Source organism: SAR324 cluster bacterium, from assembly GCA_029245725.1.
In the GTDB taxonomy this organism is placed as follows: Bacteria; SAR324; SAR324; order SAR324; family NAC60-12; genus JCVI-SCAAA005.
The window spans coordinates 19,369-32,308 of sequence record JAQWOT010000146.1; the positions used below are offsets into that span (position 1 = coordinate 19,369).

The 12,940-nt window shown below is 43.4% G+C and carries 11 protein-coding genes; 9 read left to right on the forward strand and 2 right to left on the reverse strand.

Features of this window, described 5'->3' with window-relative positions:
- Positions 1 to 87: 87 nt before the first annotated feature.
- From P8O70_06665 to P8O70_06705, 9 genes are all read left to right on the forward strand, one after another.
- Positions 88 to 1,533 (forward strand): aldehyde dehydrogenase family protein, encoded by a 1,446-nt coding sequence (locus P8O70_06665; GenBank protein ID MDG2196557.1) that lies wholly within the window; start codon positions 88 to 90, stop codon positions 1,531 to 1,533.
- 45 nt (positions 1,534 to 1,578) lie between these two features.
- Positions 1,579 to 2,346, forward strand: a complete 768-nt coding sequence (locus P8O70_06670; protein ID MDG2196558.1) for an SDR family oxidoreductase — start codon at positions 1,579 to 1,581, stop codon at positions 2,344 to 2,346.
- Positions 2,347 to 2,383: 37 nt separating this feature from the next.
- Complete coding sequence (larB, locus tag P8O70_06675) at positions 2,384 to 3,136, forward strand: nickel pincer cofactor biosynthesis protein LarB (GenBank protein MDG2196559.1); 753 nt, start codon at positions 2,384 to 2,386, stop codon at positions 3,134 to 3,136.
- Positions 3,136 to 4,314 (forward strand): nickel pincer cofactor biosynthesis protein LarC, encoded by a 1,179-nt coding sequence (gene larC, locus P8O70_06680; GenBank protein ID MDG2196560.1) that lies wholly within the window; start codon positions 3,136 to 3,138, stop codon positions 4,312 to 4,314. The genes larB and larC overlap by 1 nt, the downstream gene beginning before the upstream one ends.
- Complete coding sequence (locus tag P8O70_06685) at positions 4,311 to 5,159, forward strand: ATPase (protein ID MDG2196561.1); 849 nt, start codon at positions 4,311 to 4,313, stop codon at positions 5,157 to 5,159. Before larC ends, P8O70_06685 begins: the two co-directional genes overlap by 4 nt.
- Before the next feature lie 10 nt (positions 5,160 to 5,169).
- Positions 5,170 to 6,036, forward strand: a complete 867-nt coding sequence (locus tag P8O70_06690; protein ID MDG2196562.1) for an aldo/keto reductase — start codon at positions 5,170 to 5,172, stop codon at positions 6,034 to 6,036.
- 239 nt (positions 6,037 to 6,275) lie between these two features.
- The gene (locus tag P8O70_06695) at positions 6,276 to 7,379 is read left to right on the forward strand and encodes a TRAP transporter substrate-binding protein (GenBank protein MDG2196563.1); all 1,104 of its coding nucleotides are present in this window, start codon (positions 6,276 to 6,278) and stop codon (positions 7,377 to 7,379) included.
- 75 nt (positions 7,380 to 7,454) lie between these two features.
- Complete coding sequence (locus P8O70_06700; protein MDG2196564.1) at positions 7,455 to 7,979, forward strand: TRAP transporter small permease subunit; 525 nt, start codon at positions 7,455 to 7,457, stop codon at positions 7,977 to 7,979.
- 3 nt (positions 7,980 to 7,982) lie between these two features.
- On the forward strand, positions 7,983 to 9,371 hold the full coding sequence (locus P8O70_06705; protein MDG2196565.1) for a TRAP transporter large permease subunit: 1,389 nt from the start codon (positions 7,983 to 7,985) through the stop codon (positions 9,369 to 9,371).
- A gap of 821 nt (positions 9,372 to 10,192) precedes the next feature.
- Here P8O70_06705 and P8O70_06710 read toward each other — a convergent pair.
- Entirely contained in the window at positions 10,193 to 11,575 is a 1,383-nt protein-coding gene (locus P8O70_06710) for an NAD(P)(+) transhydrogenase (Re/Si-specific) subunit beta (protein ID MDG2196566.1), read from the reverse strand.
- 50 nt (positions 11,576 to 11,625) lie between these two features.
- Positions 11,626 to 12,940, reverse strand: a 1,315-nt coding sequence (locus P8O70_06715; GenBank protein MDG2196567.1) for a Re/Si-specific NAD(P)(+) transhydrogenase subunit alpha, incomplete at its 5' end; no start/stop codon positions are given.

A 12,940-nucleotide genomic window follows, 5' to 3' on the forward strand; every position in this document is an offset into this window, starting at 1 on the left:
ATACCACCTATATTGAGGCTTGGGACTTTCCAAAAGCAAGTGTTCATCCTTGCTATGAATTATTGATAAGAAGATCAGGAGATACGCATGAGCCAGCACTTCAACCTACAAATCCCCGGAGCACAAAGTGATGATGGCCAAATTGAGGTTACCGCTCCCTACGATGGAACTTTGATTGCCACCGTAACTGCAGCTGATGCTGATGCAGTAGGGTTAGCCCTTTCCACCGCAGATCGATTGTACCGAGATCGAGATCTGTGGCTGAAGCCCGCCAAACGAATGGAAATACTTGAAAAAACTGCTTCCATCATGTCTGAAAGAGCAGAGGAATTAGCAGTGGAAGCTGCCCGAGAAGGAGGTAAACCTTTAATTGACTCAAGGGCAGAAGTAGCTAGGGCAATTGATGGTGTGAGAAACTGCATTGAGGTTCTGAGAACTCAGGCTGGAGAGGAAATCCCAATGAATCTCAATCCTGCTTCAGAGGGCAAGTTTGCTGTAACGAGATATGAGCCCATTGGTATCGTTGTGGCAGTCAGTGCCTTCAATCATCCACTTAACTTGATTGTACATCAGGTCGGACCTGCTGTAGCAACAGGATGTCCAGTGATCATAAAACCTGCAGAGGACACCCCTCTTTCCTGCTTCCGTTTCATCAACATCCTTCGGGAGGCAGGGTTACCTGAAGAATGGTGCCAATCACTGATCGTTAATAATTTAGAAAATGCCACAAAATTGGTCACTGATTCCCGTGTGGCCTTCTTCTCCTTCATTGGTAGCGCACGTGTGGGCTGGTCACTACGATCTCAAGTTGCTCCAGGAACACGCTGTGCTCTTGAACATGGGGGAGCTGCTCCTGTTGTAGTTGCCGCGGATGCAGATTTAGAGCGATTGTTGCCCTCACTCACGAAGGGGGGATTCTATCACGCTGGGCAAGTATGCGTATCAGTACAAAGAGTATTTGCTGATAGCAGTATTGCTCGAGAAGTGGCTAAAAGAATGGCGGAAAAAGCCAAAAATTTGATAGTTGGAGATCCCACAGATGCAGCCACTGAAGTAGGCCCACTGATTCGACATAGAGAAACCGACAGGGTAGAGGCTTGGGTCAACGAGGCAGTAGCTGCTGGTGCAGAATTGTTCTGTGGAGGGAAGCGGATTTCTGACTCATGTTTTGAAGCCACCGTCCTGTTGAATCCCCCAACTGACTGCAAAGTGAGCCAGGCAGAAATCTTTGGGCCAGTCGTCTGCGTCTACAGTGTTGAGAATGTAGATGCTGCAATCGCTAGGGCCAATGACGTTCCCTTTTCCTTTCAGGCCTCTGTCTTCACTAGAAGCATTGACACTGCAATGCGTGCCTACAGACGTCTCAATGCATCTGCGGTAATGGTCAATGAGCATACCGCATTTCGAGTGGACTGGATGCCATTTGCAGGCTTGAAACAATCTGGCTTGGCAGTCGGGGGCATCCCCTTCACAATGCATGACATGCAGGTGCACAAAATGTTAGTGCTCCACTCAGAGGAGCTACGTCCGTGACCTTTTTGATTTATTATTATAAATTTTCATAATTATTGACTGCCTATGAACTCTTCATTGTTTTCACTTGAAAACCAAATTGTGTTGATCACTGGATCAAGCCGAGGACTTGGGTGGTCCATGGCCAAGGCAGTTGCGGAAGCTGGAGCCACCGTTCTGCTGCATGGCCGAGATGAAAACTTACTCAAAGAACGTCAGCAGCATCTTCAGGAGCTTGGCCAGAATGCCGAATACTATATTTTTGATGTCACCAATGACGAGGAAGTGCATGCCGCTTTTGGAAAAATTCGGGAACAGCAAGGTCAATTGGATGGCTTGATCAACAATGCTGGCATTCAACATCGCCGTCCACTCACTGAGTTTGAATTAGCAGATTTTGATCGAGTGATGGACACGAACCTTCGGGCGAGTTGGTTACTTTCTCGGGAAGCCGTGCGCTTGATGCAAGGTCAAGAGTCTGGATCTATTGTCAATATTGCTTCGATCATGGGTCCTCAGGCTCGTAAGACAATCTCTGCCTACACCACCAGCAAAGCTGGAGTGGTCGGCTTGACCAAGGCCCTAGCTGTTGAATTGGGACCAGAAGGCATTCGCTGTAACGGCATCGCTCCAGGCTACTTTGCCACAGAGCTGGCTACCGATCTTTTCAAAGATCCCAATTTCACCGCCTTTGTTTCTGGACGAACCCCGATGCAGCGCTGGGGTAATCCCGATGAGCTGGGTGGAGCCGCTGTCTTTCTGCTCTCCAAGGCAGCTTCTTATGTAAATGGGAACGTGATCTTTGTCGATGGAGGACTGGCTTGCCAAGTCTAAGAGATCTTGCAGAAGAGAACTTTTCGAAGAGTTCAGAATGAATTCTTCACAACTACTCCAACTGCTGGAATATGTTGCAGAGGGAAGCCAATCTCCAGACTCTGCCCTGAAAAAACTAAGAACCTTTCAGGTCGAGAATTTGGGGTTTGCAGAAGTGGACCATCATAGACAACTCCGCAATGGTTTTTCTGAAGTTGTCTATTGTGATGGCAAAACCCCTGAACAAGTTGCAGAGATCTTTACGGCACTGAATCGTGAAACACCAAACGCCTCGCTTCTCGGAACCAGGGCTAGCGCTGCTCATTACAGAGCGGTAAAAAAAAACCTCGGTGGCTGCGGCTATTGTGAAGCCTCCAAGTGTCTTTATCTCGACCAAACTGAGGAGGATAAACTCAAGGGTGATGTCTTGTTGGTCAGTGCTGGAACTACGGATCGTCCGGTCTTGTTAGAAGCTGCTCACACGGCCAGACTCACTGGAAGCCGAATCGAGGTGATGGAAGACTTGGGGGTTGCGGGACTACAGCGGATTGTGTCTAGACACGAACGTTTGATAAAGGCTCGGGTGATTGTGGTTGCTGCAGGGATGGAAGCTGCTCTGCCAACAGTGGTAGCAGGACTGGTTTCCTGCCCAGTAATCGGAATTCCCACCTCAGTTGGCTATGGTACCTCTTTTAGCGGTGTCACGGCTTTGTTGGGCATGCTCAACAGCTGTGCTTCTAACCTTTGCTGCGTAAATATTGATGCTGGCTTCCGAGCAGGATATCTAGCTAGTTTGATCAACAGGAACTGATGCATCTTCATCTTCACTCCACTTCAGGGATCAGCGGGGATATGCTTGTCGGGGGCTTCTTAGGCTTGGGATTGCCCTTAGATTTCCTCCAGGAACAACTGGTAAAGTTGAATCTCAAAGGATGGGAAATTTCTCAGAAAAATGTTGAAAAACTTGGGGTTTCAGCCATTCAGTTTGAGGTAGCGTACGAGGAACAAAACCATCATCGACACCTCACAGACATTCTTGAAATTCTTGGCAAGTCGGAGCTTTCCCCAAAAGCCAAGTCCATCGTAGAAGATTTATTCCAATCATTGGGTCGTGCCGAATCATCAGTCCATCAAGTACCCATCGAGGAGGTTCACTTTCACGAAGTTGGCGCTGTCGATACCATCATTGACATTGTTTCTATTGCGGTCGCCTTGGAGTATTTTGAAATTGAGAGCGTTTCCTCGAACACTATTTTGGAAGGAGTGGGGAAAGTTAGATTTTCTCATGGAGAATGCGATCTCCCCGTTCCGGCTGTTAGAGAACTGTTAGGAGATATTCCCCTGCAAAGAATTCCTGTTTCTTCTGAGCTTGTTACTCCGACCGGTGCAGTTTTTCTCCAAAGATTTGTAGAATGTTTTTCAGATCTCTCTCCACTACTGCAACCCAGAAAAGGAGTTGGCTGTGGAACCAAGGATCTACCTCATCCCAATGTGTTGGAATTACAGCTAAGTGAGCAAAAGCTAATAGCTGAGGAGATCATAAGATTAGAAGCAAACGTTGATGACCTCAGTCCTCAACTATTAGCTTCCTGTATCGAAAAAGTCCTAACTGCTGGAGCATTGGACGGTTGGGCTAGCCCAGTTTTTGGTAAGAAGGGTCGGATTGGACAGCAATTGGTGCTGCTTTGCTTGGAGAAAGATCGAGATTCACTGCTAGAGCTTCTTTTAAAGGAATCAGGTAGTTTTGGAGTTCGTGTCCAGCCTGTAAAAAGACTCAAGTTGGATTCAAGGCATGAAAACTTCTCTACAGAATGGGGAAATATTTCAATGAGATCAGGGTTTCTTGGTGAACAGTGCTGGCAATGGAAACCGGAGCATCGTGATATTATCAATGCCGCAGATCGGACTGGTCAACCTCCAGTATTGATTGAGGCTCAGGTTCGGCAAGCTTGGGGGGCAAAGTTGTTGTCATCAGGGGAAACAGAATGAAAGTATTTGGGGATTTAAAGCGACTCAATACAGTCTTGAAGGGTACCAGTCCTCGAGTGGTGGCTTGTAGCGGGGGAGTTGATAGTATGTTATTAGCGACTCTGGCTCATCGTCAAAAACCTGAGGAGACCATTGTTGTGCATGCTGTTGGACCCGCAGTGCCTTCCGCAGCCTCCACACGAGTCAAACGTTGGGCAAATCAAGAAAAATGGCAACTTCAACTGGTCAATGCAGGTGAATTCGATGATCCCGAATACTTGGCAAATCCAGTGAACCGTTGCTTTCACTGCAAGAAAAATCTTTACCGCACACTGAGAGATATTCGAGAGCAGTTAGATTCATCAAGCGTTTTACTAAGTGGTACCAATCTCGATGATCTCGATGATTTTCGACCCGGCTTAGGCGCTGCAGAACAGGCAGGAGTCAGGCATCCATTCGTGGAAGCATCCATCACAAAACCTCAACTTCGTGAAATCGCCCGTCAATCAGCTTTGCCATTTGCAGATTTACCTGCTGCCCCGTGCCTCGCGAGTCGGCTCTACACTGGAACAAGAGTACAGGCAGACTTGCTTCAACTGATTGATCAAACTGAAGAATGGATTCGGGAACAAACTGGTCTAGCTGTCGTTCGTTGTCGCGTCCACCAACAGGAAATGCTTGTGGAAGTTGAGAATCCGAGCCTAGTGGAGAAGCATCATAAGCTTGTCCAGGACTTGAGAGCCAGAGTTCTAGAAGCTTCAGACCACATCAATTCCGTAGTGATTGATCCAAAACCTTATCAGCCAGGTCGAGCTTTTGTGAGAGGGAATCTAGTAGAAGACGCACGTTCAACAATAATCCAATGATGGAGGCATCATGACGATTGAGAGAAGAAAATTCGGTAGGACTGGCCATCAAAGTAGCGCTGTTATTTTTGGGGGAGCCGCCTTGGGTCCCGTTGACCAAAGCACAGCGGACAAAGTTTTGGACCTATTGCTCGAATACGGGGTCAACCACATTGACACCGCTGCTAGCTATGGCGATTCAGAATTACGCATTGGGCCTTGGATGAAGAGATATCGAAAGCAATTTTTCCTCGCTACCAAGACAGGTATCCGGGACTATGCAGGAGCTAAAGAGGAGATACATCGTTCGCTAGACCGACTCTGCACAGATCATGTTGATTTGATCCAACTTCATGCGCTCTTTCACCCAGATGAATGGGAACAAGCCTTATCAGCGGGAGGAGCTTTGGAGGCTTGCATCGAAGCTCGTGAGGCAGGGCTAGTCAAATTCATCGGGGTAACTGGACACAGTTGGAGCGTGGCTACCATGCACAAAAGGAGTCTGGGGCGCTTTAACTTTGATTCGGTGTTGATGCCCTGGAACTATTTCGCTTTTCAACACGAACCCTATGCAAGTGACTTCAGAGACACCTGGGATCTTTGCAAGGAGCGAGATGTAGCCGTTCAAACCATTAAGAGCATTGCTCGTGGGCCTTGGGCAGCTGGGGTCGATAAAACACACAATACTTGGTATCAACCACTACAGGATGAAAAGGATATTCACCGGGCCGTTAATTGGTTGTTGTCTCATGATGGACTCTTCCTCAATTCTGTAGGTGATGTGGAACTCTTACCACTGGTTCTGAGAGTTGCGGAAAATAGGGGGAAACGCCCGAGTCAAAAGCAAATGGACGACTTCAAGGAGAGAGCTGGGCTGGCTTCCATTTTTGGTATTTGAAATCTGAAAAAAGAATAACTAATCATACAACAAGAAGTCGAACAAAAATTACTTGACTTGAAAAAGTAAAAGATCATAATTTAATTTTTTTAAATAATTGTACAATCTTATTAGCAGATAATTGAGTAAGTTAATCAGGTTTTTAAATCAAAAATTATTTCAATTATCATAAAATAACGTGCAATTTATCAACATGGCTGAGTAGCAGCTTCCTTTAGGTCGTATTTCTCAGGATAATCATGAACCGAAGAAAATTTATTCAAAACATTTCTGTTGTGGGAGGTGCAACCGCTGTAGCAACTTCAACATTTCCTAGCCCAGCAATTTCTCAAAATAGAAAAAGATGGAATGCTGTATCAGCATTTGGTAAAGCTGGGTTGTTAGGGCAAGCTCTTGAAGAATTCACAAAATTCGTTGCAACAGCATCTGAGGGAAAACTAACTATTAAAGCCTATCATGCAGGAGAACTAGTTAAGCCGTTTGAAGCAATGGATGCCGTCCAATCAGGTGCGGCACAAATGGGATATGGAGCACCGTATTATTGGGCAGGAAAATCTGATTCTATTTCTTTTGTTGCAGCAATGCCATATGGACTTACTGCCCAAGAGCAAAATGCCTGGCTTTATTACGGGGGGGGAATAGAGCAAGCTGACAAACATGCATATAATCCACTGGGGTTAAAGTTTTTACCGATGGGGAATACAGGAAACCAGATGGGAGGATGGTATGCGAAGGAAATTAACACTGTGAATGATCTCAAAGGCTTAAAGTTTAGAATGCCTGGGTTGGGTGGTGAAATTTTGAAGACTTTTGGAGTAAACGTCATTTTGTTGCCAGGTGTTGAAGTTTTACCAGCACTTACATCAGGTGCTATTGATGGCACAGAATGGATTGGTCCCGCAGCTGACATGGGAGCAGGTCTCCACAAAGTTGTGAAAAACTACTATTATCCAGGATGGCATGAACCAGCAACAGTTCTCGATAGTTTTTTTGATATAAATGAGTGGGAAAAATTAGACGACAGCCTTAAAGAAATAGTTAAGCGGGGTGCTGCAAGTACTAACTTGTTTATACTATCCAGGTTTCAAGCAATCAACAATTCTGCCCTTCAGAAACTTACTGGTGAACACAACGTTCAACTAAAAGCGTATAGTACAGAGTTGTTGGACGCAATCGGAAGTCGTGCTGCTGATGTGCTGCCAGAAATTGCTTCTAAATCCCAAGATGCAAAAGTAATCTATAATGAGATAGTCAATATTCGTGAATCAATGTTAGATTGGTCATCTTACGCTGAAGGAAACTTTATGTCAGCAAGAACAGCTGCGAAAATGAGGAAAATATAATTTATATTTTTCTTAATTCTTAACTCATTAAGGAGATTTTACTATTAGTAAGATCTCCTTTTTTTTTATTTAATTATGAATACTTTAATCAAAATCAGCAATACGATTGATCAAATAAATGAATTTGCAGGTAAAGTTGTTTCATGGTTACTAATCTTAATGATTATTAATGTTTTTATTGTTGTAGTTTTAAGATACGTATTCAGCTATGGTGTTGTTTGGATGCAAGAGACTTATATTTGGATGCACTCAATAGTTTTTTTAGTGGGAGCTGGGTATACTTTAGCGTGTGATGCTCATGTAAGAATAGATTTAATCTATGGCAAGGCAGGTGATCGTTATAAATCTATGGTTAACCTAATTTGCACACTAATATTTGCATTACCAGTTTTATATTTTCTATTTTCAAGTAGCCTACCTTTTGTAAAAAGATCTTGGTCAATTTATGAAAAATCTGCAGAAACTGGTGGACTTCAAGGGGTATTTCTACTTAAGTCTGTCATTTTATTATTTTGTATTTTGTTTGGGCTTCAATTTGTAGCTCTAATGATAAGGAGTATTTCTACTTTTTTCATCACAAAAAATAATATTTACAAATAAAGTATGACTTCAGAAATACTCGGTTTCATTATGTTTGGGGTTACAATGGTAGCACTGCTGTTGGGATTTCCAGTAGCTTTTACACTTGCTGGAACAGCTCTACTATTTGCAGCTTTGGGTGATTACTTTGATCTAATAAATTTTGGAATGCTGTCCCTGTATCCACTAAGGATATTTGGTATAATGAAAACAGAAACACTAGTTGCTGTTCCGTTATTTGTTTTTATGGGTGTAATGCTAGAAAAATCTAACATAGCCGCAAACTTGCTTGAAGCTATGGCTAAATTATTTGGGAGAAAAGCTGGAGGACTTGGAATTTCAGTTATTATTGTAGGGACATTGTTAGCTGCCTCAACAGGAATTGTTGGGGCAACAGTAGTTACAATGGGCTTGATGAGCCTTCCTGTCATGTTGAAAGCTGGGTACAGCAGTAGGGTCTCGTCGGGTTTGATCTGCGCATCTGGAACATTAGGGCAAATAATCCCCCCTTCAATTGTTTTAGTATTGTTAGCTGAAATTCTGCAGGGAGCAAACGAGCAGGCTTCAGAACTAAAGGGGGAACTTGTTCCAGATAACCCTGTTACTGCAATTGATCTTTTTGCGGGTGCTCTACTTCCAGGTCTCTTGTTAGTAATTTTATATCTGATATTTCAAGTTGTGATTGCAATATTAAACCCTAATTCATCTCCTGCTCTGATCAGTAATATTGATGAAAACAACCCAAGCAAAGTTAAACTTTTAGACCTTTTTCAGATTATTGCTGCTCCACTTATACTAATAATAATTGTATTAGGCTCAATATTGACAGGTATTGCAACTCCCACAGAATCTGCTGCTGTTGGTGCTGTTGGTGCCTCAATAATCGCAGCTATTACAGGGCGATTTAATTTTGGTATCATGAAGATTGTTTCACGAGAAACAACTAAAATTAGTTCTATGGTATTTATTATTCTGATAGGTGCCTCCATGTTTTCACTTGTTTTCAGAGGATTCGGAGGGGATATAATCGTTGAAGAATTCTTAATTAATCTTCCTGGAGGACCAACAGCAGCACTGCTAATTGTAATGGCTATAATTTTTTTTCTAGGTTTTTTTCTTGATTTTATCGAAATTATTTTTGTCGTAGTTCCTATAGTTGCACCGATTTTAATAGCTATAGGTTTCGATCCGCTATGGCTAGGCGTTATGATTGGTATAAACCTACAAACAAGTTTCCTAACACCCCCTTTTGGTTTCGCATTGTTTTACTTACGCGGTGTTGCGCCAAAAGAGATAGCTACCAAAGAAATCTACCTTGGTGTAATTCCCTTTATTTTGATTCAAATAGTTGCATTAAGTATAATTTGGATTTTTCCACAAATCGTTCTATGGCTTCCAAATTTAGTATTTTAATAGCTCATCAGAGAACCTTTTACTTTGTTGATAAAATAAAGTAATTTTGAGATTTAAGTAGTTAAGTTAATGACTGTAAACAACTATATTTTTCAATTAAGTGCATTAATCTTGAAGACAACACTTTTATTGTTGTGTCTGATAAATGATTTTTCAGATATTTCACTACAATAGTCTGATAGAGAATTAACAAAAAATGTTTACGAAACTCTACCTATAATTAGAATGCTTTATGTCCATAAAATGAATTTTGATATAAATCTTAAAAATATTTTAATTTAAATCTATGAGGCCAAGTTTTCGAAAGATCCAAATTAAATTCATGACACCTCCTTCAATGAGGTCGAAAAAATCTTCGAATTATCTTAGAAAAAATTCAAAAACTAGTTTTGGAAGATCCTGCTTCGGAAAGGTGTTTTTCTGAGGGGGTGGGTTAAACAGGGCGTTCTTAGAATACTTTTTTACATCAGATTTGAACGCCTTGTTCTAACATCATTTTATTAGCAAAACATTTACTACGCTACCCAGGTCATTAATAGCTGGTCAGAAAATGACTCTAAAATAATGATTAGAAAACGTTTTTCTCGAATGTATATCAACGTCTTGGAAATTTCATGGAAGATCTTAATCTTAAAATTAAGCAATACAAGCTAAACGGGTTTTGAAAAAGATTTAATTTCTCTTCAATAAATCAGTCATGGGGTGTTGTTTCTTTAAGTAAAAATAAAAAAGTTAACTTAACATTTTCTATTTTTAATTCTAATTATTTTACTTGATTCTGTAATATGATTTTATTAACAGATTTCTCGAAAACGTTTAAATTATCGTAATAATCCTGCGACCTGTGTAAGACTAGTTTTTGCATCACCAAATAGCATGCGGGTATTGTCGCGGAAATAAAGTGGATTCTCTACCCCAGAGTATCCGGTTGCCATGCTCCTTTTGAGAGCGATCACAGTCCCAGCCTTCCACACCTCTAGTACCGGCATCCCGTAAATTGGACTGCCTGGATTCTCTTCGGCTCCTGGGTTGACAATATCATTTGCGCCGATCACCAGAGCAAGATCTGTGTTTGGTAACTCTGGATTGATCTCATCCATTTCTAAAACTATGTCATAAGGCACGTTCGCTTCCGCCAACAAGACATTCATGTGGCCTGGGAGGCGACCGGCCACCGGATGAATAGCAAATTTAACGTCTACTTGCTGTTCCCTTAAGAAAGCTACAATCTCTCTCACAACGTGTTGAGCTTGGGCAACCGCCATCCCATAGCCAGGAACGATGACGACACTTCGGGAGTGTTTGAGTTGTTCAGCGACCTCCTCTGCCTGGATCGGAATCGCTTCACCCTGAACTTCTGAAGAATCTAACACCGTTCCCTCTTCAACTCCCCAACCACCAGCAATTACATTGATGAAAGGCCGATTCATTCCTTTGCACATGATATAGCTTAGTATTGCTCCACTACTTCCCACTAAGGCACCAGTTACTAGCAAAAGATTATTGCCCAACATGAACCCTGCCATCGCCGCTGACCAACCGGAGTAACTATTTAGCATGGATACTACGACGGGCATGTCCGCACCACCGATCGCCATGATCATATGAATCCCAATTGCACCTGAAATCACAGCGACCAAGAATAGAGCAAAAGCATGATTTCCTGGTTCCCCGATCATCAACCAAATTGCTAGAAGGAAACTAACGCCTATACCTGCCAAGTTAATGAGATGTCGGCCTGGCAGCATCACAGGCCGGCTGCCAATCCGGGCACTCAGCTTTCCAAAGGCCACCACAGAACCTGTAAACGTGTAGGTTCCAATGAATACCCCAAGAAACACCTCAAAGATATGGATGGTCGATCCGGGGCCTGTCTCGGTCTCTAAATAACTGACAAATCCTACAAAGGTTGCCGCAAGTCCTCCAAAACTGTTTAGAATCGCAACCATCTCCGGCATTTGAGTCATTTCTACTCGAGTCGCCAACTGCCAGCCAATGAGAGCACCCCCGGTAAGTAGAGGGACTAACCAAAAATATCGACCGGCCTCTGGCAAGCTGAGAGTCGCAAGAATCGCTACTGCCATGCCAAGCATGCCTAGACGATTACCACGTTGAGCCGTTTCTTGTTGAGACAAGCCGCTGATGCTCAAGATGAATAAAATACTCGCACTGATAAAGGCTAAACTGATGATCCCTGAGGGCATGATAATCAAAACTCCTGATTGAGTGTCAGATTTTCAACATATTGATGAGGTTACTTCTTGAACATGCCAAGCATCCGCTTGGTGACCAGAAAGCCACCCGCAATATTTATCGTAGCGATCAGAATTGCAGCACCTGACAGAAGTGGGTGCTCACCAGAAATGTGTATCATTCCACCAAGCACAATGATTCCACTGATCGCATTTGTCAGACTCATCAATGGAGTTTGCAGAGAGGGCGTGACATTCCAAACCACCATGTAGCCAACAAAACAGGAAAGCATGAAAACAAAGAGATGACCCAGAAATTCTTCCGTTCCAACAAAACCAAGCATCACACACAAGAGGGTGGCTAACGCATAAGCAACGTAAGGATGAAAAATCTTATGCCAAGCTGGTTTTATAGTTTCTGTTGCAGTCGCTTCAGCTGTTTGATCTTGAGCAGTTTCCGGTTGGATGGGTTTTTTCGGCACCGGAGGTCTTGGCGGCTCCCAAGTCACCTCTCCATTACGAGTGACGGTGATTGCGCGAGTGATTTCATCTTCAAAATTCAACTCAACAAGGTTCTCACCTTTCAAATGATTCAATAATTTTAGTACGTTGTTACCATATAGCTGACTAGCCTGGGTTGGTAGCTCACTTGGTAGATTGGTTTTGCCGACAATGGTTACACCCATTTGCTTGACCACTTTGCTGGGTTCAGTTAGTTCGCAGTTACCTCCACCTTCAGCTGCCAAATCAACAATGACAGAACCTGGCTTCATAGAGCGAACCATCTCTGTGGTGATCAGCTTTGGAGACGGACGGCCAGGGATTGCTGCCGTAGTAATGATGATATCGACTTCTGCAGCCTGCTGAGCGAACAGCTCCATCTCTGCCTTGATAAAATCTTCACTCATCTGCTTTGCATAGCCTCCTGCCCCTGTACCATCCTCCTCTAGATCCAATTCTAGGAATTCCCCACCAAGACTCTTGACCTCATCTCTAACCGCAATTCTCGTATCAAACGCTCTGACAATGGCTCCCAGACTATGGGATGCTCCAATTGCCGCTAAGCCTGCCACTCCAGCACCAATAACCAATACTTTGGCAGGCGGAATTCGACCTGCTGCAGTGATTTGGCCTGTAAAGAATCTTCCAAAATGCTGAGCTGCCTCGACCACAGCTCGATACCCTGAGATGTTTGCCATTGAGCTGAGAACATCCATGGACTGAGCCCTGGAAATGCGAGGAATTGCATCCATAGCCAAGGCGGTCACTTGTTTGCTTGCTAGCCCTTCCAATAACACTTTTTGTTGGGCTGGCTGAAGCATGCATATCAAAATTTGGCCTTCATGTAGTTTTTCAATCTCTTTGGCTTCAGGCGCT